The organism is Roseateles depolymerans (genome assembly GCF_003387155.1).
In the GTDB taxonomy this organism is placed as follows: domain Bacteria; phylum Pseudomonadota; class Gammaproteobacteria; order Burkholderiales; family Burkholderiaceae_C; genus Roseateles; species Roseateles depolymerans.
Window position 1 is genome coordinate 936,912 of sequence record NZ_QUMT01000002.1, and the last position, 22,046, is coordinate 958,957.

Sequence of the window (22,046 nt, forward strand, 5' to 3'; positions counted from 1 at the left end):
CACCGTCCCTCGGTGCTTGGGGCGCGTCCACGAGCAAAAATTTAAATCCTCAAACAGTAAAAGAGAAAGTATCAAATCCCTCAAATCGGCATATTTGCCTCACTAATGTGATGAATGTGGCGGTTTCAAGTTAATAGAAATGATTTTGATCGATCCAGCTTCCCGTCTTGTCCGTAACGCGCGCGTCTGTGGGCCACCCCTCAAAGTTGAGTAGCATTTGCCAGCCAGCCCTCGCTCCTGCGCAGAGGCTCGGCGACATCACCTGCGAACCACGCGGGGATGCCCAACGAAACGCCTGGGAGGACATGAATGACTGTGATGAAACGTACCGGCAGCGCTGTGACGGCGGCCCTGCTGCTGACCGCCGCCTTGGCCACCCCCGCCCACGCGCATCGCGGCGGCTTGAGCCGTGCGAGTGAAGCCTCGCTGGTGCCGGTGGCGGTGTCCGTCGCCGTGCCGGCCATCCTGATCGGCGCGGCCATCGGCGTGACCGTGGGCCTCACGGTCAAGGCCGTGGAGTCCACGGCGCAGGGCACGGTCTGGGTGCTGGAGCGGGCTTCCGACGGCGTGCAGTTCAGCGTGCGATTCGTCAGCGATGCGGTGGGCGCGTCCGTCGTGGGCGTGGGTACGGCGGTCACCGTGAGCGTGGTGGGGACGGGCTACATCCTGTCCAAGGCGGGGGAGGTGATTGCCTTCATTCCCAATGAGATCGGCGCCTCGCTGCTGCACAACGAGCGTGTCACTCGCAAGGACGAGGTGCTGCGATGAGCGCGAAGGGGTGGGCGATTCAGCGGATGTCGATTCAGCGCCCGTCGCTGCGCCACCTCGCCGACACGGCGGGGGCTTTCCTGCGGCCCGTTTTGCTTGTGGGGGCCACCGCGGTCGCCATGGCGCTGGCGATGCCCGGCGCCGCCCATGCCGGCCGGACCTGCGAAGAAACCCCGCTGACGCCCGAGCAGGTGCGCAACGGCATGGCCCTGGCGCAGGCCACGGCCGAGGCGCTGGACCGGTCCGGCGCGCAGGTGGTGCTGCTGGCGCGTGCCGGGCAGAACCTCGATGAATACGGGCTGCGCTGGTCCCATGTCGGCTACGTCTACCGGGACGTCGATGCGGGCGGCAAGCCCGTCTGGCGCGTGATGCACAAGCTCAATGAGTGCGGCACCGCGCAGGCCGACTTGTATCGGCAAGGGCTGGCGGAGTTCTTCATGGACCGCCCCTACCGGATGGAGGGCGCGTTCTCGGTGCTCAAGCCGGCCCTGCAGGACGCGTTGCTGCCGGTGCTCAAGGACAACGCCCGTGCCGCCGCCCTGCACACCCCGGCCTACAGCATGCTGGCCTATCCGTGGTCGCAGCAGTACCAGCAGAGCAACCAGTGGGCGCTGGAGACACTGGCGGGCGCGGCGGCGCCGGGTGAAGTCTTCAACCGGCCGCAGGCCCAGCAGTGGCTCAAGAGCGCGGGTTACCAGCCCAGCGACCTGAAGATCTCCACCTTCAAGCGGCTGGGGGCGCGCATCGGCATGGCCAATGTGGCCTTCGACGACCATCCGTCCGCCCGGCGCTACAGCGGCCATATCGACACCACCACGGCGGACACGATCTTCCAGTGGTTATCCCGCAGCGGTTGGGGAGCGGCGCCGACCATCGTGCGCATGCCGCGCTGATCGGGCGAGGGCGATGGCGAGGAATGGTGCGGGGGGGCGCGGTGGGGTGCGCCCGGCCGCCGCTCTGACATTCGCACGCAAGACGTGGCCCCGGACCCTGTTGTCACGGACGTGACACCGGCGGCCGACACAGTGCTGCGCTGTTGTCAACGCGCCGTTTCGGCCCCGCTTCCGTGATGCACCTCCTCCGCGCCTCTTCGACGGCCCGCAGCCGTTTCTTCCTGTCCTCCGTCGCCATGGCGGCCGCAGTGGCCCTCGCTTCCTGCGGCGGCAGCGACAGCACCGACCCCATGGAACAGGGCGCCTGGACCACCGGCGACCTGCATGTGCACACGGTGCAATCGGACGACTCCCGCACCACCCAGACCCTGGACTTCGTCCTCGGCAAGGCCTTCACGACGCATGGCCTGGACTGGATGGCGGTGACCAACCACCTGCGCTCGTCCAAGTACGACAACAACGGCACGCTGCTGACCGCGCCGGTGGCCTTTGCCTACGGCATGGAAGCGTACGAGATGCCCCGCATCAAGGCCTTGCAGGCGGCGGGCACCTACAGCAACAAGCTGATCTTCTCCGGCTTCGAATGGGATGCCCCGGCGCATGACCATATCGGCGTCGGCATCTTCGACGGCGGCACCGCAGGCACGCCGCTGACGTCGTCGCCCAGTGCCTTCAAGGAATTCCAGTGGGTCTTCACCACGGCCGATGCATCGCTGTTCAAGGCGGAGGATGTGACCCGCTTCCAGGCGAAATACCCGCAGCGGTTCAACAGCACGGCCGCGGACACGCTCAAGGGCATCAGCTGGCTGAAGGACAACTATCCGGACACCAGCTACGCGCTGATCAACCACCCGTCCCGCAATCCCGGCAAGTACACGATTGCCGATTTCCGCCAGATGAATGACCTGGCGCCGAAGATCGTGTTTGCCATCGAGGGCATGGTGGGCAACCAGATGGAGCCGGACCGGGGCGGCTACACCTCTGCCTATGTCGATGCGAACCTGCCCAACCGCACCTATGGCGGCACCGATGCAGTGGTGGCCAAGGTCGGGGGCGTGTGGGATGCGCTGCTGGGGGAGGGCCGCCGCATCTGGAACGTGGCCAACTCGGATTCCCACTTCGAGATCGACGCGGCGGGCAACAGCTCGGGGTATTTCCCGGGCGAGTATGCGAAGAACCATGTGTGGGTGCCGAAGGGCAACACTGGCGTGGCCGGCCTGCTCGACAGCCTGCGCGCCGGCCGCAGCTTCGGGGTGTTCGGCGACCTGATCCAGGCGCTGGACTTCACCGCCAGCGCCGATTCGGCCAAGGCCGCCATGGGGCAGGACCTGCCGACGGCAGCGGGTCGCACCGTCACGCTGACCATTCGCTTCAAGAGCCCGGCGGTGAACAACTACCAGCGTCCGGTGAACAGCGGCAACCTGGGCAACATGGTGCCGAAGGTGCATCACGTCGACCTGATCGTGGGCGATGTGGGACCGAAGGCCGCGCCGGGCACCGAGGCCTACAACCTGGCCACCAACCCCAGCACCCGGGTGCTCAAGCGCTTCACCAGCGCCGACTGGAAGCAGGACGCCGACGGCTACTACAGCGTGACCACCACCGTCACGGCCAGCAAGAGCCAGTACTTCCGGCTGCGTGGCACCAACCTGGCGGAAAACGTGGCGGGCCTGAGTGCCGCCGGCGAGCCGCTGCCCGACCAGAAGATCACCACCACCGACAACGCCACCCGGCATGACCAGATCAACGACCGGAACTACGGCAGCCTGTGGTTCTATTCGAACCCGATCTTTGTGACGGTGAAATAACAGCCCTGCGTCGCCCACGGTGACATACTCCCGGCCACTCCGGCACACATCGACCGGGGAGTGAGCAGGATCCGGGGAGTGAAGTTGCTGTCTTGTCTTTTGTCACCGTGGCCGCGCCGTTGGGCACCAGCCCTGTGCCTGCTGGGCAGCACAGCGGCCGCCCAGGCCTTCGAGGTGCTGCCCCTTGGCCGCGACGACGCGCCGGTGGTGATCGATGGCCGTCTGGACGAGGCGGTCTGGCAACGTGCCGCGGTGCATGGCCGCTTTGCCCAATTGCAGCCCACCGCGGGCGCCGGCCATCCGCAGGATCTTCGGACCGAAGTCCGGGTGGTGGCCGACGCTCGGGCGCTGGTCATCGGCATCCGCGCGTGGTCGGCCCAGCCGCCGCGCAGCCTGTTGTCCCGGCGGGACGCCGTGCAGCGGGACCAGGACATGGTCGGCGTGTGGATCGACACCAACGGCCGCGGCGAGTCCGCCATGTTCGTCAAGGCGAGCCTGGCGGGCGTCGTGACCGACGGGCTTTATCGCGCCTCGGATGATGAAGAGGACCTGGGGCCGGATTTCCCCGTCCAGGTGGCGGCCGTTCGGCTGCCCGACGGCTACAGCATGGAGATCCGCTGGCCGCTGTCGGCGCTGAGGTATCCCTATCAGGCGGCGGCCCCGTGGCGCATGGTGGTGGCCCGCGCGGTGCCCAGTGCCAATGATCTGCTGCTGGTCAGCGGCGAAGCGGACGCCGAGGCGCTGAGCTTCCTGCATGCCAGTGAGCCGGTCACCGGACTGACGACGGTGCTGTCCCGCCATCGGGACCAGCCGGAGGGCGACGTGACGGTGGAATGGACCGGCCGATCGGTGCGGTCCGAAGGCGCCACGTCGAACCGCGGCAGTGTGGGCGTGGAAGGCTGGTGGCGTCCGCGCGCTGATTGGCTGGTGAATGCCACGCTGAATCCGGACTTTGCGCAGGTGGACATCGACGCGCCGCAGACCAGTGGCAACCGCGCGGTGGCGCTCGCGTTGCCGGAGAAGCGACGCTACTTTCTGGAGAGCGCGGACGTGCTGGGGCTGCCTTTGTCCGGCTTTTACTCCCGCACCGTGGCCGACCCGCGCTGGGGCGTACGCGCCACCTGGCGGGGCGAGCAGGCGGACGCCACCTTGCTGCTGGCGGAAGATCGCGCGGGCACCGTGGTCACGCGTGGGCGCCCTTGGGGGACGGACGAATGGACCTTGGGCGCGCCGAGCAGCGCCCAGGTGCTGCGCAGCCGTTGGCAGGTCGGCGCGGCGGGCGGCCATCCCGACCGCAGTGAACACAACCCGGTAGGCGGCAAAGTCGGTGTCGAGGAGCGCGACCCGCAACGCGGCAATGAGCGCGGCAATGAGCGCGGCTATGAAGGCGGCGACGATGCCAGCAAGACAGGCGACCATCAGGCGCTGACCCTGGGCACCTTGTTGTCCCGAAGGACGCTGGAGGGCGCAGGACAGGGCGAGTTGCTGGGCGTGGACGGACTCTGGCGACAGAGCCACCAGGGTCGCCACTGGAAAGCACAATGGAGCCTGATGGCCAGCCGGCACACGCTGTCCGTCGACGGTGACGACCGCGTCACTACCGGCCGAGGTCCGCTGCGGCGTGACGCTTCTGCCTGGGCCAATCTGCTCTACAGCGACGACGATTGGCTCAATGCGGCCGAGGTCTCGGTGATCGGCCCGGACTTCGTGAATCTGCTGGGCTTTGTGGACCAGGCCGGGCTGTGGCGAGCCTCGGGCGAGCTGAATCGGCGTCTCGGGGAATTCCGGCTGCCTGGCGACCTGCTGCTGAATCAGCTGGAATGGCATTGGGGCTTCAAGGAGGCCCGAAGCCTGCGCGATGCCTCGCGCGATGAACCGGGCGGCGAGGTGATCCTTCGCGAACGCCGCACCGGCCTCTGGCTGGCCACGACGCGCCGCACGAATGCCTGGCTGCACCTCGGGCTGGATCAGCAGCGCGCCCGCAGTGGTGGCCGGCTGCACGACGTGCCTGCCTGGCACGGCGGCATCGAGACCACGCCCTTCGCCTGGATGGCTCGGCTGACGGCCGAAGGCAGCGTCGGGCGGCAGCTCGACACCGACCTGGACCGTGTGGGGCAGGGCGGCTGGTGGTCGCTGCAGGCCAGCACGCGGTGGGCCTTGCCGGGAGACCGGAGCCTGGAGATCGACCCGGTGCTCACCGGCACCCGGATCGCGGGCGAGGGGCCGTTCCCGGCGCTGCGCGAGACCGGGGTGCGGCTGCTGACGCTGCTGCATCTGAATGCGCGGGAGAGCCTGCGGGTGATCGTGCAGAACGAGCGCAGCGGGCGCGGCGCGACGGCGCTCCAGGCCGCGGTGTCGGACACCAGCCGTCACCGGTCCCTGATGTGGAAGAAGCGGGTGTCGTCCCGCTGGCAGCTTGCGCTGGGCGCGCAGTGGGAATCGCGGCCGCAGCAGCCGTCGACGCGGGAGGTGTTCCTCAAGCTGGAGGCGGCGCTGGGTGAGGAGGGGTGAAGGTGGGCGGATGAAGGCTGAGGGCTGACGGCTGAGGGGCGAGCGGGGAGGGCCGCCGCAGCGTGTCACGGCGGTAACCCATCTCAGGTCGAGCGTCGCGGGAGGGTCGCTTCACAATCGCGACCTTCTCATGCACACCTCCAACACATCCCGCAGGCATCTCCTTTTATCGGCCCTGGCCGGGCTGACGGCCTTCCCAGGCCCCGGCGATTCAACACCTCTCAACGCCGCATCCTCTGGCCCAGCCTCCGGGCGATCCACTGACCCATCTTCCCGCACATCCCCCAGCAGCGCAGCCGGCGCCTTGGACTTGCGTGCGGGAGACCCGCCCGCCGTGCCCTTGCCTGCGGCGATCGGCCCGTATGCGCTGCCCAACACCTTTGTTCACCGCTTGCCTGACCCCGCAAGCGGGCGGCGGTATGAGGTGTGGGTGGACCTGCCCCCTGGTGTGTCCGCCGCCCAGTCGGCCATGCTGCCTTCCGTGTTTGTCACCGATGCGCCGTATGCCTTCCCCATGGTCCGCGCCTTGCGGCATCGGGTGGGCCAGCGCGGCCAGAACATCGCTGATTTCGTGCTGGTCGGTCTCGCCGGCCCGCCTGACGAATCCGCCGTCGACATGCGCAACCGCGACTACACGCCGACGGATCCGCTTCGACGCACGGCGCGGCGCACCCAGCACTACGGCGGCCAGGGGTACGGCGGCGGACCGGCCTACCTGCGGTACCTGGCTGACATCGCCGTGCCGGCCGTGTCTGCGCACTACGGGCTCGACCCTCGGCGGCGCCTGATCCTGGGGCATTCCTATGGCGCGCTGCTGGCCGCCCAGGCCCTGCTCACTCGCACCGAGCTGTTCAGTCACTACATTCTGGGCAGCCCCTCCTACTGGTTCGACGATGGCGTGCTGCTGGAGATGGCGGCCGCATATGTCCGGTCGCATCGGGACCTGGACGCGCGGCTCTTCCAGTACGTCGGTGCGGACGAAAGGCCCGGCCCGGGCGCGCGCAACAGCCGGGACGAAGACATGGTGGCGGACACCCGTCGGTTTCAGGCCGTGCTGGCACGTGGCCGCTTTTCGTCGCTGCGCATCCACAGCCAGGTGCTGCCGGGCGAAGACCACCTGACCGTTGCACCCTCCGGCGCTACGCGGGGCCTGCTCTGGTCGCTGCCGGGTTGACCCTCTGAGGCACGGGCCGCTTCCGCCTGTCCCACGCCGCATCCGCAGACGGCACCCGAAGACGACATCCCTAGAATCGGCGCCATGTACCGTCTTCGACTCAACCTGGCCTTGAGCCTGATGCTGGCGCTGGTCTGTTTGCAGGCTGGCATTGTGTATTGGGGGTCGGTGCGCGTGGAAGGCTACGCGCGCCACAGCCGGCTCACCAGCGACCTGCTGTCCGAGCTGCTGGACCTGTCGGCCAACAAGCAGCGGCTGCGCAACTGGGCGGCGCAGCGGGTCATGGGCGTGGGCGCCACCGATGCTGCCCGGGAGCGCCTGCTCGACGCGATGGACAGCAGCGCCCGGCGGCTGGACGACATGTCTCGTCGCCACCTGGCCTCCTGGCAGGACATCACCGCCCAGGACGGCGGAGCGGTGCCGCCTGAAGTTACCCACCTGGTCGAGATCAGTCGCCTGCTGCCCGACAACATTGCGCAGGTGCGCAAGCAGCTGCGCGAACTCACCCCCCATCAGGACCGCGAAGGTTTCGAGGAGGTCTGGCGCCGCCTGAACCAGGTCTTTGACATGACCCACGGCCGCGACCTGCGGGACCTGCTCAACGGCGCGATCGAGGTGCAGCGCAAGGCCGTGCCCATCGCCCGCGCCTCGACCGAGCAAGGCATCGAGCGGCTGCGTGTGCAGGCCGTGGCCCTGGCCGCGCTGACCTTCCTGCTGGCGGTGGGCCTGAGCCTGCATCTGGGGCGCCGACTCAAGCGCCCGCTGGACGCACTCGTGGCCGGGGCCCAGGCAGTGCGCGCCGGGCAGTTGGACCACCGCATCCCCGTGGGCGCCGGGGACGAGTTCGATCAGGTGGCGCAGCGCTTCAACGACATGGCCCAGGAAGTGCAGCAGCACCGGGAGTCCGCAGAGGCGATCCGCCGCGGGCTGGAGGACGAGGTGCAGGCGCGCACCGGGGAACTGGCCCGGGCCCACCGGGAACTGCAGGAGCTGGACCAGCGTCGACGCCAGCTCTTCGCGGACCTGGGGCATGAGTTGCGAACGCCTGCCACGGTCATCCGGGGTGAGGCGGATGTGGCCCTGCGCTCGAATTCGGGGCGCGTGGACGACTACCGGCTGGCACTCGGCCGCATCGTCGCCGCCGTCAAGCAACTCACCGGCGTGGTGGATGACCTGATGCTGATTGCCCGCGCCCAGGCCAATGACCTCCACATCGCGCCCGACTGGCTGCCCCTGAGCGTGCTGCTGGAAGACGCGGTCGGACAGGTGCAGGCGCAGGCCGCCGCGCAGCGCCTCACGCTCAGCGTGCAGGAAGTGCCGGACGGGGTGGACGTCAAGGTCGACGCCATGCGCCTGCGCCAGGTGCTGGTGATCGTGCTGGACAATGCCATTCGCTACTCCCGACCCGGTGGGGAGGTGCGGGTGTCATGGACGCTGGCCGAGGGCATGCACTGCCTCCAGGTCCAGGATGACGGCATCGGCATCCCCGACGATGAACTGCCGCACCTGTTCGAGCGCTTCAACCGCGGCCGCCTGGCCCGGGCGCATCGTGCGGACGGCACCGGCATCGGGCTGTCCATTGCCGCGACGCTGCTGCAGGCGCATGGCGGACGGCTGGAGTTCCGCAGTCTCGAAGGGCAGGGCACTTGTGTCTCGATCCTGATTCCGGATGTGGGCAGCGACACCGCGCCTGCGCTGCTCACAGCAACTCCCCATTCGACGCCTTCGACCGCATCAGCGGTGCCGGCCGGCTCCGCGGTCCCCACGGCTCCCGACCCTTCGCCTCGCTCCCACGCCGACCTCTGACGATGACCCTGAACCGACAACTCCTCCTCATCGAGGACGACGCGCGCATCGCCGACTTCCTGTGCCGCGGCCTGAGTGCCGAGGGCTATGTGGTGGAGGTGGCCACCACCGGGCCGGAGGGCCTGGCACGGGCCCGCGCCAGCCAGCCCGCGCTGATCATCCTGGACCTGATGCTGCCGGGTCTGAGCGGGTTGGAGCTGTGCCAGACGCTCCGGGCCGAGGGCCATCATGCCGCCATCCTGATGCTCACCGCCATGGACGCCCAGGCGGACAAGGTGCGCGGCCTGCGGCTGGGCGCGGACGACTACATGGTCAAACCCTTCGACTTCGAAGAACTGCTGGCCCGTCTGCTGGCCTTGCAGCGCCGGGGACGGGAGCAGCGGGTGGAGGCCTCGGTGCTGCGGCTGGCGGACCTGGAGTTCGACCGCGAGCGACGCCAGGTGCGGCGCGCAGGGCGGCCCATCACCCTGACCGCCAAGGAACTGGCCTTTCTGGAGCTGCTGATGGCCGCTCCTGGCCGGTTGTTCAGCCGCGAGCGGATCCTGGCCAACGTCTGGGGGGCGCAGGTCGATCCGCTGACCAACATCGTGGATGTGTATGTGCGGCGGCTGCGGGCCAAGATCGACAAGGACCAGGCGCTGCCGCTGCTCAAGACGGTGCGCGGCCTGGGCTACCGGATGGACGACGCGGCGGAGTGAGCGCGCGGCGAGCGCGTTCATTTTCAGTTCATCTTGCGCTCACCAAAGCTTCATCGATCCATGCGCTGCGGTTCATCGCGGCTTTCCAGAATCGTGAAGGCGTCGGGCGGACACGTCCGGTGCGGCACCCACCGGTGCCTGGTCTCAACCCACTTCTGGAGTTCCTGCTCATGACCGTTTTTTCCCGCCCACGCGCTGCCGCCCGGGTCCAAAGCCCGATGACCCGTGCTCGCTGGACGCCCGCCGCAGCGATGGTCCTGCTGGCCGCCGCTGGCACGGCCTCGGCTCAGGCACCGACGCCCGTCGCCGCGCAGGCCCCGGCGTGCGTCAGCGCCCAGCCGGCGCAGATCGCAGGCCTGTTCGATCGCTGGAATGCATCGCTGGCCACCGGGAGCCCGGAGCGGGTGGCTGCCAATTACGCGCCGGATGCGGTGCTGCTGCCCACGGTGACCAATGAACCGCGCACCACGCCGGCGGAGATCCGCGACTACTTCGTGAAGTTCCTGAAGAATCAACCTCAGGGCACCATCGACAAGCGGGTGATCAAGATCGGCTGCAATGTGGCGCAGGACGTCGGCACTTACACCTTCCGCTTTGGCGACGGGCAGACCGTGAAGGCGCGCTACACCTATGTCTATGAATGGAAGGACGGGCAGTGGCTGATCGCCCATCACCATTCATCGGCCATGCCTGAGGCCAAGTCGAGCTGATCGCTCGGCAGGTGCCCCGGCACCCGGCGAAGCAGCAGGTCCCGATACAGGGCGTCGACCTGATCGATGGCGAAGGTGCGGTCGTAACGGGACAGGTCGTATCGCACGCGCCACGGCGGCAGGATGCGGGTGCCGTGCTGGGTGGTCATGGTCCGAAGGGCCGCCCGCAGGGCCGCGCCCATCTCGATGGGATCGTTCAGCGCCACCAGGGTCGCGGTCTCGTCGGACAGCAACTGCAGGGCGCTGTCGGTGCGCGTGGCCACGATCGGCAGCCCCGCTCGCATGCCTTCCAGCACCGCCAGCGGCAGCGCCTCCTCGCGCGACGGTGAGACCAGCAGATCCAGCGACGTGAGGATCTCGTCCACGTCGTCGCGGAACCCGAGGAAACGGATGCGCGAGTCGTAGGCGGCCAGTCGCTTGAGGCTGCGGGCTTCACGGCCCTCTCCCACGATGACCAGCGTGGCATCCAGACTGGCGTCCGACAGGAAGGCATTGATCAGCACATCCACCCCTTTGCTGGGGTGCAGCCGGGCCACGCAACCCACCAGCAGCCGATGATGCGACAGGCCCAGTTCCTCCCGAATGTTGCGTGGGGCGCCTGGCCGTGTGGTCCGGGCAGTGGGCTTGGGCGGCCAGTTGTGGATGACGCGGACCTCGCCCTGGAAGGTGCGTGTGGAGGTCTTCTGGGCGTTGTTGACGCAGATCACGCCGTCCAGCCGCCCGTGCTGATGGGCCTTGTAGCCCACGTGCAGCGTGCCCAGCCGGGCCGCGCCTTCGCAGCGAGCCACGCTCTTGCAGGCAGGCCCCAGATGGCCGTGCACGATGTCGGCCTGCAGTTCATGCACCAGCGCGCGCAGGCGCGCGGCGCGCCACAGCGGTGACATGAGGCCGTGATACGTCACCTGCGGGGAGAGGCCCGCGCGCAGGTCCGACCGCCAGGGTCCGACCAGATGCACACGGTGGCCCCGTTCGGCCTGCGCCGCGGCCAGGTCCATGGCGTGGCGCTCAGCCCCTGCAATGCGGGAGGAGAACACCGCGTGAACGATGGTGAGAGGGGAACTGGAGAAGGAGGACATGCGGAGACTGAAGGCTCAAGAAGAGCGTTCAGTCTCAGCGGGCAGGGTCCAGGTCCGGTGGAGGGTTCATTGAGGAATGATGGAGACGGCTGGGCCAGGACAACTCGATCGCCGTGCCTCCATGGGCTGAGGGCACACACAGGGCATGGCCGCCATGGGCACGGGCGATGGCGGCCACCACCGCCAGGCCCAGCCCGGAGCCGCCACTGTGTCGCGAACGCGAGGCCTCGCCGCGCCAGAAGGCGTCGAACATCCGCTCCGCGCTGCCTGCCGGGATGCCCGGTCCCTCGTCCTCCACCCGCAGGACGCAGGTGGCGGACGACACCATCACCGACACCCGCACCGTACCCGCCACCGCGTATTGGCTGGCGTTGTGCAGCAGGGCCAGCAGCGCCTGCCGGATGCGGACCGGATCGAAAAATGCAACGCCTTCGCCCAGTTGCAAGGCCAGGCGATGCCCCGAGCCTTGCAGCGTCGGCTCAAACACCTCCGCCACCTTGCGCACCTCCTGCGCCAGGTCCGCCTGGGTGATCTGCATGTGCAGATGGCCGATGTCGGACAAGCCCAGCAGGCGCAGGTCCTCGATCAAATGGTTCAGCCCTTCCACCTGGGCCAGCAGCTTGAGGAAGAGGGACGGCGTGGGCTCGAAGACGCCGTCGGCCAACCCTTGCAGCCGGCCTTTGAGGATGGTGACGGGGGTGCGCAGCTCATGCGCAATGGCAGCGCTCCACTGCGCCTGCTCCTGGGTGACGCGCTCGAGCTGGTCCGCCATGGTGTTGAAGTCCTTGACCAGGCGCGTCACCTCCCCGAAGGCCGGGTCGCCGCCACTGGCACGGGCGCTCAGGTCCCCATCCGCGATCTTGTGCAGACTCTCGGCGACCGAGGTCACGGGAATGAGCATCTTGCGCGCGAGCCGCGTGGCGGCTGCGGTAGCCGCGACCACCGCCAGAACGGCCGTGACCGCCATCCACACCAGCTCCGGAGCGGTGGGCGCGAGACTGTCCACTTCGTCCGGGCTCCACTCGGGGAAGTAGTTGAAGACGAGGTAGTAGAACGAATACGAGGTGATGACCACCGACAGATTGATCAGCAGCGCCAGGCTCGCCATGGCGCGCACCATCTGCCGGCTGAGGCTGGGTGTTTTCATCCCAGATCCCGGAATCGATAACCGACGCCACGCACGCTCGCCGGCACGCCCACCACGCCCAGGTCTTCCAGCTTCTTGCGCAGCTTGCTGACGTGGCTGTCCACGGTGCGCTCCAGCGTGTCGCCTTCGGGCAGGCAGGCTTCCAGCAGCTCCATCCGGGCATAGGCGCGTTTGGGGTGGCGGGCCATCGTGGCCAGCAGCCGGAACTCGGTCAGGGTGAGGTTGAGGGTGTGGGCACTGCCGTCCACGGTGACGGTCGCCACGTGGTTCTCCAGGTCGATCTCGAACGGGTCCACGCGCAGCAGCTGTGCAGCGACGGGGCTGCTGCGGGCGCTGCGGCTGCTGCGACGCAGCACGGCCTGCACCCGCGCGACCACCTCCGCTGGATTGAAGGGCTTGACCACGTAGTCGTCGGCACCGATGCGCAGCCCGGTGAGCTTGTCCAGGTCCTGGTCCAGGGCGGTGAGCATGATGACGGCGGTGTCGCCGCGCTGACGGAGGGTGGCCAGCACCTGCCATCCGTCCATCAGCGGCATCTGCACATCCAGCAGCACGAGGTCCGGGCGCATGGAGAGGTGCAGTTCCAGCGCGCGCCGCCCGTCCGCGGCCCGGACGGTGCGCAGCCCCGCCCGTTGCAGATAGGCCTCCAGAATGTCGGCGATTTCGCTCTCGTCCTCGGCAATCAGCACAAGGGGCGAGGTCAGCACATCGAGCATGGTGTCTTCATCTCCAGGAGGGTCTGATTGTCACGCGGCGGGGGGCAGTCCGTCTGCGGCCCCGGCGTCACGGGGGCGTCGCCAGGCCGACAGGCGGTCCGCGGCACTGAGCACGACCACGAAGAACACCGGCACGAAGAAGATCGCCAGCACTGTCGCGCCGAGCATGCCCCCGAACACCCCGGTGCCAATGGCGCGCTGGGACTCAGCGGCCGCGCCGGAAGCCAGCATCAGCGGCAGCACACCCAGCGCAAATGCCAGCGAGGTCATCAGCAGCGGGCGAAGGCGCAGGCGTGCGGCCTGCACCGCGGCTTCCTGCAGGCTCAAGCCCTGGTCTCGCAGTTGCTTGGCAAATTCCACGATCAGGATTGCATTCTTGGCCGACAGGCCGATCACGGTGATGAGCCCGACCTTGAAGAACACGTCATTGGGCAGCCCGCGCAGCAGCACCGCCGCCACGGCGCCGATCAGTCCCAGTGGAACCACCAGCATGACGGACAGCGGAATCGACCAGCTTTCATACAGCGCCGCCAGCACCAGGAAGACCACCAGCATCGACAAGGCCATCAACAGGGGGGCCTGCGCGGCCGATTCCCGCTCCTGCAGCGACTGTCCGACCCAGGCCAGCGCAAAGCCCCTGGGCAACTGCGCTGCCAGGGTCTCCATTTCGGCCATCGCGGCGCCGCTGGACACTCCCGCAGCGGCAGCCCCGGTGATGCGGGCCGCCGAATAGCCCTGGTACCGCACCTTTTGCAGCGGCGCTTCCTGCCACACCGGGGTGACCATCTCGGACAGGCGCACGAGGCTTCCTCTGTCATTGCGCACCGTCATGCGCAGTACGTCCCCGATCTGCATGCGGGCACCGGCCTCCGCCTGCACGATCACCTGCTGCATGCGGCCGCGGTTGGGAAAGTCGTTGACATACTGGGAGCCCATCGCGGTGCTGAGGGTGTCGCTCAGGTCGTTGAAGTCCACCCCCAGCGCGCGCGCCTTCTGACGGTCAATGTCCAGGCGGATGCTGCTGCCGTCGGGCAAGTCCTCGGCATACACGTTGGCCAGCAGGGGGCTGCCAGCGGCAAGGGCCAGCAACTGGTCCCGGGCGGCCTTGAGCGCTTGCGGCCCGCGATTGGCCTGGTCCAGCAGGCGCAGCGAGAAGCCGGACGCACTGCCCAGTTCCTCGATGGCGGGCGGCATCAGGGTCATGATCAGCCCCTCCTGGGACGCCATGGCCTCCTGCGCCTTCTTCGCTTCGTCAGCCGTGGTGGCGCCCTGGCGCGCCGACCAGTCCTTGAGGTTGGTGTAGGCCATGGCGGTATTGGCGCCGGAGCCGGACATGCCAAAGCCGACGATCGACATGTTGCTGTCGATGGCGGGGCGCGTGGCCAGATGTCGCTCGTAGGCCTTCACCGTCGCGATCGTGCGCTCAGCCGTGGCGTCGGCGGGCAGCTGGAACATCGTCATGAAATAGCCCTGGTCTTCCTCCGGCAGGAAGGCGGCCGGCAGCAGACGGAACCCCAGGAGCAGGGCCACCGACACGGCCACGAAGCCCAGCATCATCCGGATCGGGCGCTGGATCAGCCGGGTGACACCGGACGCATAGCGGTCGGTCATGCGTGCCAGCTGCCGGTTGAAGAGCCCGAAGAAGCCTCGGCGTGGCCCATCCCCGTGCCCGTGCGACACCGGCGTCAGCAGCGTCGCGCACAAGGCCGGCGTCAGCGTCAAGGCCAGGAACGCGGAGAACAGAATGGACACGGCCATCGACAGGCTGAACTGCCGGTAGATGACGCCCACCGACCCGCTCGAGAAGGCCATCGGCAGAAACACCGCTGTGAGCACCAGCGTGATGCCCACCACCGCGCCGCTGATGTCCTTCATGGCCCGGCGAGTGGCCTCCTTCGGCCCCAGACCTTCGGTGGCCATCAGCCGCTCGACGTTCTCCACCACCACGATGGCGTCGTCCACGATGATGCCGATGGCCAGCACCATGCCGAACATGGTGAGCACGTTGATCGAGTAGCCCGCCAGCAGCATCACCGTCAGGGTGCCCAGCAGCGCGATAGGCGCCACGATGGCCGGAATCAGCGTGTAGCGCACGTTCTGGAGGAACAGCAGCATCACCAGGAAGACCAGCACCATGGCTTCGGCCAGGGTCGTCAGCACCTGGTGGATGGAGATCTTCACAAAAGGCGCCGTGTTGAAGGGCACGGTGTAGTGCATGCCCGTGGGCAGGGAGGGGGCGAGCTGCGCCAGACGGTCGGACACCGCCTGCGCCGTGCGCACCGCATTGCCGCCCGGGGACAACATCACGGCGGCGGCGGTCGCGGTCCGACCGTTTTCGGTGCTGGAGAAGCCATACGACTGCGCGCCCAGCTCCACGCGGGCCACATCCTGCAACAGCACCCGCGAGCCGTCCTCCTGCGCCCGGATCACCACGGCGGCGAACTCCTCGACCGAGGTGAGCTGGGACTGCACCGTCAGCGGCACGGAGATCCGCTGACCGGGCACCGTCGGCGCATCGCCAAGCCGTCCCGGCGCGATCTGGATGTTCTGCCGGCTCAGGGCCGTGGTGACGTCGGACAGGGTCAGGCCATAGCCGATCAGCTTGGCGGGGTCCACCCACACGCGAAGGGCCTGCTCGGCGCCGAACAGCTGCACGCGGCCGACGCCTTCGATGCGACGCAGCTCCTCCAGGGTGGTGCGGGCCATGTAGTCGCTGAGGGTGACTTCGGAGACGCTGGGGTCGTCGGAGGTCAGCCCCACGATCATCAGGAAGTTGGCCGAGGCCGACTCGACGCCCAGCCCGTTCTGACGCACCACCTGCGGCAATCGGGGCTCGATGGACTTGAGCCGGTTCTGGATCTCGACCTGAGCCATGGCCGGATCGGTGCCCGGCTTGAACGTGGCGGTGATCGACGCCGAGCCGGATGCGTCCGCGGAGGATTCAAAGTAGATCAGGCCTTTGACGCTGGACAGCTCCCGTTCTATGGGGGTGACGACGCTGTCGTTCAGGGTTTGGGGCGTGGCGCCGGGATAGGTGGCCTGGATGCTCACCGTGGGGGGCGCGACCGAGGGGTAGCGCGTGATCGGCAACTGGGGCAAGGCCAGCACGCCGAAGAGCACGATGAACAGGGACAGCACCCATGCAAATACCGGGCGCCGGATGAAGAAGTCAGCCATGACGGGCGCTCCGGGTCAGGGGTGGGCAGACGGGGTCACCCGCATGCCGTCCGTCAGTTTGTCCAGGCCGCCCGTCACGAGTCGGTCGCCGGCCGATAGCCCGCTCACGACACGGTAGCGTCCCGCCACGACTTCCGCGAGCTGGACGGGAACCGCTTTCACCTGGCCCTGGGCGTCGACCCGCCAGACCCGAGTGTCTGCCCCGCTGCGAAGGACGGCATCCTGCGGGACGGTCATCGCCTGCGCATAAGACGCCATCGGCATCCGGACCCGCACGAACATGCCGGGCAGCAAGGCGCGATCGGGGTTGTCCACGAGGACGCGCACCAGCACATCGCCCGAGCCGGCATCCACGCTCACGCCGGAGAACAGCACGCGGCCCGTCGCTTGCACCTCGCTGCCGTCCGCGCGGAGCAGGGTGATCGGCTTCGATGCGGCGCGCGCAGGCGCAGGCGCGGAGGCGCGGGACTGTGGTGACTGCTGCAGCGGCGTGAGCAGGGCTGCGGGCTGCCGCACATCCACGTAGACCTGGTCCAACTGCACGATGCGCGCCAGCGGCATGGTGTCGGTGGCCGCCACCAGCGCGCCTTCCGTCTGCAAGGCTTGATCGACGCGGCCGGAGATCGGGGCCCGCACGGTGGTGAAGGCAAGATCCAGCTCCCGGCGTTCCAGCGTGGCCTTGGCTTGCGCGACCTCGGCCGCCGCCTGGTCGCGCTGCGTCTTGACCTCCTCGAAGGCCTGTTGGCTGATGGCACGCTCCGCCGCCAGTGGCGACAGGCGGGCGACTTGCGCCTGGGCGTGTCGAAGGGCCACCTCGGCGCGTTGCAGCGTGGCCGCGGCGATGGCGGCCTCGGCCTTGAAGGGCGCTGATTGCAGGGTGAAGAGGGCTTGTCCGGCGCGGACGTCGGCGCCTTGTTCGAACCGGCGCTCCGTGACGATGCCGCTGACCTGCGCACGGATTTCCGCCACCCGCACGGGACTGACCCGCGCCGGGAAAACGTCGCTCACCTCCAGCGGCGCCGGTTGGACGGTCAGCGTGCTGACGACCGGTGCGGGTGCTTGCGCAGGCGCGGGTGCACCGGGCTCCGTGGGAGCCTGGGCGCTGCAAGCCGCCAGCAGGGCAGCGGCGATCCAGGGGGGGCGGTGCCCGCATCGGGGCAGGGTTCTGCTCATGTCACTCCAAGCGTCGTTGGCCGCAACCGGGTTCGGTCACGGTCACAAAGCCCGGAAGTTTGAAAGCGGGGGATGGAGCGGACGCTGCGGGCGTGTGGAGATTGCGTGGAGGTGGGGGCGATTGCGGGCCGCGGTTGGCAGGCGATAAGCGCACGCGAATGACGGCGCCGCCCCCTGCGTGGCCAGCCTTCGCCCGGGAGCGGCTGAGGCACTGATAACGTGGAGCACCGCACGCTTGCCCGCAGGACCTTCTTCCCTGGCGCAGGCGTGACGACTCAGGAGACTGGCCCATGAGCCTTGCCGACATCGAACTACTCTTGATTGCGCTGTTCAGCGTGCTGGGCCTGGTGGGCCTGATCGTGCTGAAACCGCGACTGCATCCGCTCGTAGCCTTGCTGGTCGTGTCCATGGCCGTGGGGCTGGCGACCGGCATGCCGCTGAACAAGCTGGCCTCGGCCATCTCGTCCGGCGCCGGGAAAACGCTGGGGGCGGTGGGTCTGGTCGTCGCGCTGGGGGCGATGCTGGGCAAGCTGCTGGCGGATTCCGGCGTCACCAGCCGCATCGCCGACGCGATCGTGAGCCGGTCGTCCTACCGCGCTCTGCCCTGGGCCATGGCAGGCGTGGCCTTCATCATCGGCATTCCCATGTTCTTCGAGGTGGGGCTGGTGGTGCTGCTACCGCTGATCTTCGGTGTGGCGCGCAAGCTGGAGACCAGCCGCCAGGGCAACGGGTCGGCCTATGTGTATGTGTCAGTGCCGGTGATTGCCGCGCTGGCGGCCATGCATGGGATGGTGCCGCCACATCCTGGGCCGCTGACGGCCATTGCGACGCTCAAGACGAGCGTGGGGGCCACCATGATCTATGGCTTTGTGGCGGCCATCCCGGCCATCATTCTGGGAGGGCCGCTATACGCGGCCTTCATCGCGCCGCGCATGAAGGCTCGTCCGGACGAGGCGATGATTCATCAGTATGTGCCGCATGACGGGGAGGACGGTCACGGAGACGGCTCTGCCCAAGCGTCAAATTCGTCGGGGTCCGCTACGAGGGAGGCACACGGGAAGACCGGGGCCGTTGAGGCAACTCACGCTCCATCGACGGGCGGGCCCGGCGTGGGGATCGGCGTGTTGTGCGCCTTGCTGCCAGCCTTGCTGATGCTGTTCCATGCGGTGGCCGAGGTGCTGCTCGACAAGACCTCAGGCCTGCTTCACGTGTCGGCCTTTGTCGGCAATCCGATCGTGGCCATGCTGCTGGGCCTGCTGTTGGCGATGGTCCTGCTGCGGTCCGGTGATCCGGAATCCGTGCGCAGGTCGCTGAGCGCCAGCGTCAAGCCGATCAGCAATGTGCTGCTCATCATTGCCGGCGGCGGCGCCTTCCAGCAGGTGCTCACCGATGCGCAGGTGGGCGATGCGATTGTCCACATGAGCCATCAGTTCGCGGTTTCGCCGCTGCTGCTGGGCTGGTTGATCTCGATGTTGCTGTCCGTGTCGACCGGTTCGGCGACTGTCGGCATCGTGGGAGCCGCCGGGCTGTTGGCCCCGCTGGCCGCTTCCGGGGGCGGCATCAACCAGCCGCTGCTGGCGCTGTCCATCGGCTGCGGATCGCTTTTCTTCAACTACGCCAATCACGCCGGCTTCTGGCTGGTGAAGGAATCCTTCGGCATGAGCATGGGGGAGGCCACCAAGACGATCTCGGTGGTGCAGTCCATCGTGTCGCTGGTGGGCCTGGGGATGGTGTTCTTGCTGAACCTAATGCCGCCGCTGGGCTAGCCTGCTGGTCAGGACGCGGTCTTGTCGGAGGCTGATTACGGAATCCGTGCGATGACCTTGATCTCGAACTGGAAGCCGTACAGCCAGGTCACACCCACGCCGGTCAGCGTGGGGTAGGGCGCTTCGCCCCAGTGGGACATCACCACCGGCCAGACGCGGTCGAAGATGGCCTCCGGGTTCACCAGGAACACCGTCACATCCACAACGTCCTTGAAGCTGCAGCCTGCGGCTTCCAGGATGGCATTGAGGTTGGTAAAGGCCAGTTTGACCTGGGCTTCCAGGTCGGCCTCTGGCGCGCCGTCCGGCAGGCTACCCACCTGTCCCGATACAAACAGGAAGCCATTGGAGCGAATGGCGGGGGAATAGCGGTTGCGCTCGTACAGCGCCTGACGGCCGGTGGGGAAAACAACGTCGCGTGACATGCAAAGCGTCCTTGGCAGTGAAAAGAATGAAGGGCTGCGGGGACTGTAGGAATTTGTCGGATGCGAATAAACAGGGCTGTCGCACAATCACTGTTTGAATCCACCAAACAATGGGGTGCGCCTTGGATCGTTTCGACACGCTGAAGGCCTTTGTGCGCGTCGTAGAGGCGGGCAGCTTCACCAGAGCGGCTGACACCTTGCAGCTGAGCAAGACCACGGTGACACAGCAGATCCAGCAGTTGGAGGCCCACCTGCGGGTCCGGCTGCTGAATCGGACGACGCGGCAGGTGAAGGTGACGGCGGAAGGCGCCGCCTATTACGACCGTGCCGTAAGGCTGCTGGCGGATCTGGATGAGGCCGATACCAGCGTGAGGACAGCGTCGTCTTCGCCGCGTGGCTTGTTGCGGGTGGATGTGCCCAGTCCGTTTGCATTGAAGGTGCTGGTGCCGGCATTGCCGGCTTTTCATGCGCGGTATCCGGACCTGCAGCTGGAAGTAGGGGTGAGTGACCGGGAGGTCGATGTCATCGGGGACAACGTCGACTGCGTGGTGCGTGGCGGCCAATTGGCGGATTCGACGCTGGTGGCCAGGCGCATCGGGGAGCTGCAGCTGGGCGTCTATGCCGCGCCGGGGTATCTGGCACTTGCGGGAACGCCGGGGCACCCGAAGGACTTGGAGGATTCGCATCACCGGGTGGTGGGGTTCTTAAGCTCGCGAAGCGGGCGGGTGTTGCCGCTGAACTTGCGGCAGGGCAGCACGCGCGTCGAGATTCAAGGGCGCTACGCGGTGGCGCTGGACGATGGCAATGCCTACCTCGGTGCGGGCTTGGCCGGGATGGGGGTGCTCTGGTTGCCGACCTATATGGCGGTGGATGCTGTCGCCAGTGGGGCGCTTGTGCGGCTGTTTGAGGGGTGGGAATGTGAGCCGATGCCGATGTCGGTGGCGTTTCCGCCGCATCGGCATCGGAGTGCGAAGTTGCAGGTCTTCATCGAGTGGATGGACAGCTTGATGAAGAACCTTCCGGGCTAACGCTTGCTTTGGGGCCTTGTCGGCGCTCCGCGCGCGTCAATATGACTTCTCGGAACGCTTACGGGTCTCTGAGCGTAGGTGCATGCGGTGACTGGTAGTACACCGGGAGTTTGCTTCTGCTGTAAGGCCGCGCTTCAAGGTGCGGGGAGCTTCAGGCTGGAAGCGGAAGTCAAGAACTATCAGCACGGAAGGGGAGCTGCTCCCGTAGCCATGCCCTGAACTCGCCTTCGGACAATGGTCGTTCCTCCATGCCGCATTCATTCCATCGCCGGCTCACCGTGTCACCCCACTCGGCAATCAGCTCACGGAAGCTCGATGGCGCATCGCCCTGCGAAGCAAGCCACGCGCAATACGCCACGATGCCATTCAGCTCCTGCACATTCGCATCCCCGTCGAGGTAGCGATTGGCAGCCTCATAGAACAGCTTCATTTGTTGTTGAAGGAGCAACATCGACTTTTGGGGCCGTGGGGAATGGTACGAGCGCGTGCGCCTGCAAAGTTGGAAGCCTAAATCATCCGAGTCCAATGAAGCTGCGATTTCGCCGCAGATTCAGGCTGAAAACGGAAGTCAGTCCGAGAGAAGGAAGACCCGTGTTCCGGGAGGAACGTCATCCTTCTTCAGGTCGTTCGGAAGAAGGATTGGCACCGTGAGGACTGTGGGCCGGGGACGTGAGCCATAGTGGAGCATCTCGATGCCGTTGACATATGTGTCACGCACCGTGCCATCGTCTAGCTCAAGTCGAATTGCCGATCCAACTTTCATCACTCTACCTCCAGTACCCGCGGCCGGGCCGGGCGCGAGAACGCAGCCCCCTCCAGCGATTTGAAAGGCGTGCTCTACGACAAAGAGAAGCTTCATGGCCCTAGATGGTACGGGGTCCGATTTCGCTGCAAAGCGGCCCTTCATGGTTCGTAGGCGCTTTAGAGTAAGAGCGGTCCTTCACGCGGCGGCTGTCGGCTGAACGCTATAGACCGGGCCCTGTAAGAACGCTGCTCCATTGCAAACCGACGAAAAGTCGGACTCTCAAATCCGCCAGCGTAAAACGTCATCCGGAAATGTTACCTTGCCGCGATAGACCCGAGGGCACGCAACCTCGGTCGGCTACGATTTGCAAGCACTGCCTTCGTCCAAGCTCCATGAGCGACTGCCCTACCTGCAACCGACCTCACCGT

The 22,046-nt window shown here is 67.2% G+C and carries 17 protein-coding genes; 10 read left to right on the forward strand and 7 right to left on the reverse strand.

Annotated elements, in window-relative coordinates; all coding sequences use genetic code 11:
- The first annotated feature begins 309 nt into the window (after positions 1-309).
- The 8 genes from DES44_RS12075 (at position 310) to DES44_RS12110 (ending at position 10,368) form a co-directional block, all read left to right on the forward strand.
- Positions 310-768, forward strand: a complete 459-nt coding sequence (locus DES44_RS12075; protein ID WP_058935151.1) for a hypothetical protein — start codon at positions 310-312, stop codon at positions 766-768.
- Between the two features lie 26 nt (positions 769-794).
- The gene (locus DES44_RS12080; RefSeq protein WP_232309764.1) at positions 795-1,661 is read left to right on the forward strand and encodes a DUF2145 domain-containing protein; all 867 of its coding nucleotides are present in this window, start codon (positions 795-797) and stop codon (positions 1,659-1,661) included.
- 176 nt (positions 1,662-1,837) lie between these two features.
- Positions 1,838-3,469: a hypothetical protein gene (locus DES44_RS12085; protein ID WP_058935152.1), complete on the forward strand. Its 1,632-nt coding sequence runs from the start codon at positions 1,838-1,840 to the stop codon at positions 3,467-3,469.
- A 78-nt stretch (positions 3,470-3,547) separates the two neighbouring features.
- Positions 3,548-5,980 (forward strand): DOMON domain-containing protein, encoded by a 2,433-nt coding sequence (locus tag DES44_RS12090; protein ID WP_147307059.1) that lies wholly within the window; start codon positions 3,548-3,550, stop codon positions 5,978-5,980.
- 304 nt (positions 5,981-6,284) lie between these two features.
- Positions 6,285-7,154: an alpha/beta hydrolase gene (locus DES44_RS12095; protein WP_211326935.1), complete on the forward strand. Its 870-nt coding sequence runs from the start codon at positions 6,285-6,287 to the stop codon at positions 7,152-7,154.
- An 84-nt stretch (positions 7,155-7,238) separates the two neighbouring features.
- Positions 7,239-8,960: a sensor histidine kinase gene (locus tag DES44_RS12100; RefSeq protein WP_083525583.1), complete on the forward strand. Its 1,722-nt coding sequence runs from the start codon at positions 7,239-7,241 to the stop codon at positions 8,958-8,960.
- Positions 8,961-8,962: 2 nt separating this feature from the next.
- A complete protein-coding gene (locus tag DES44_RS12105) occupies positions 8,963-9,658 on the forward strand; it encodes a response regulator transcription factor (RefSeq protein ID WP_198164764.1) in 696 nt (231 codons plus the stop codon).
- Between the two features lie 251 nt (positions 9,659-9,909).
- Complete coding sequence (locus DES44_RS12110; RefSeq protein WP_375137525.1) at positions 9,910-10,368, forward strand: SgcJ/EcaC family oxidoreductase; 459 nt, start codon at positions 9,910-9,912, stop codon at positions 10,366-10,368.
- Here the strand turns inward: DES44_RS12110 and DES44_RS12115 are convergent.
- From DES44_RS12115 to DES44_RS12135, 5 genes are read right to left on the reverse strand one after another with little or no spacing between them, the layout of a single operon-like run.
- Positions 10,329-11,444 (reverse strand): glycosyltransferase family 4 protein, encoded by a 1,116-nt coding sequence (locus tag DES44_RS12115; RefSeq protein ID WP_083525584.1) that lies wholly within the window; start codon positions 11,442-11,444, stop codon positions 10,329-10,331. The genes DES44_RS12110 and DES44_RS12115 overlap by 40 nt on opposite strands.
- A 34-nt stretch (positions 11,445-11,478) precedes the next feature.
- Positions 11,479-12,591, reverse strand: a complete 1,113-nt coding sequence (locus tag DES44_RS12120; RefSeq protein ID WP_058935157.1) for an ATP-binding protein — start codon at positions 12,589-12,591, stop codon at positions 11,479-11,481.
- On the reverse strand, positions 12,588-13,307 hold the full coding sequence (locus DES44_RS12125; RefSeq protein ID WP_058935158.1) for a response regulator: 720 nt from the start codon (positions 13,305-13,307) through the stop codon (positions 12,588-12,590). The genes DES44_RS12120 and DES44_RS12125 overlap by 4 nt, the downstream gene beginning before the upstream one ends.
- A gap of 30 nt (positions 13,308-13,337) precedes the next feature.
- Complete coding sequence (locus tag DES44_RS12130; protein ID WP_058935159.1) at positions 13,338-16,484, reverse strand: multidrug efflux RND transporter permease subunit; 3,147 nt, start codon at positions 16,482-16,484, stop codon at positions 13,338-13,340.
- Between the two features lie 15 nt (positions 16,485-16,499).
- Positions 16,500-17,657, reverse strand: coding sequence for an efflux RND transporter periplasmic adaptor subunit (locus DES44_RS12135; protein ID WP_058935160.1), 1,158 nt, complete (start codon positions 17,655-17,657; stop codon positions 16,500-16,502).
- A gap of 290 nt (positions 17,658-17,947) precedes the next feature.
- Here DES44_RS12135 and DES44_RS12140 point away from each other — a divergent pair, with 290 nt between their 5' ends.
- Positions 17,948-19,423: a GntP family permease gene (locus DES44_RS12140; protein WP_058935161.1), complete on the forward strand. Its 1,476-nt coding sequence runs from the start codon at positions 17,948-17,950 to the stop codon at positions 19,421-19,423.
- A 35-nt stretch (positions 19,424-19,458) separates the two neighbouring features.
- On the opposite strand, the gene DES44_RS12145 is transcribed toward DES44_RS12140, so the two are convergent.
- Entirely contained in the window at positions 19,459-19,845 is a 387-nt protein-coding gene (locus DES44_RS12145; protein WP_058935162.1) for a RidA family protein, read from the reverse strand.
- A gap of 122 nt (positions 19,846-19,967) precedes the next feature.
- On the opposite strand from DES44_RS12145, the gene DES44_RS12150 reads away from it, so the two are divergent.
- Positions 19,968-20,873 carry a LysR family transcriptional regulator gene (locus DES44_RS12150; protein WP_058937414.1) on the forward strand — a complete coding sequence of 302 codons (906 nt, stop codon included), beginning with the start codon at positions 19,968-19,970 and terminating at the stop codon, positions 20,871-20,873.
- Between the two features lie 169 nt (positions 20,874-21,042).
- Here the strand turns inward: DES44_RS12150 and DES44_RS12155 are convergent, their stop codons facing one another.
- Positions 21,043-21,303 (reverse strand): hypothetical protein, encoded by a 261-nt coding sequence (locus DES44_RS12155; RefSeq protein ID WP_058935163.1) that lies wholly within the window; start codon positions 21,301-21,303, stop codon positions 21,043-21,045.
- Positions 21,304-22,046: the final 743 nt, after the last annotated feature.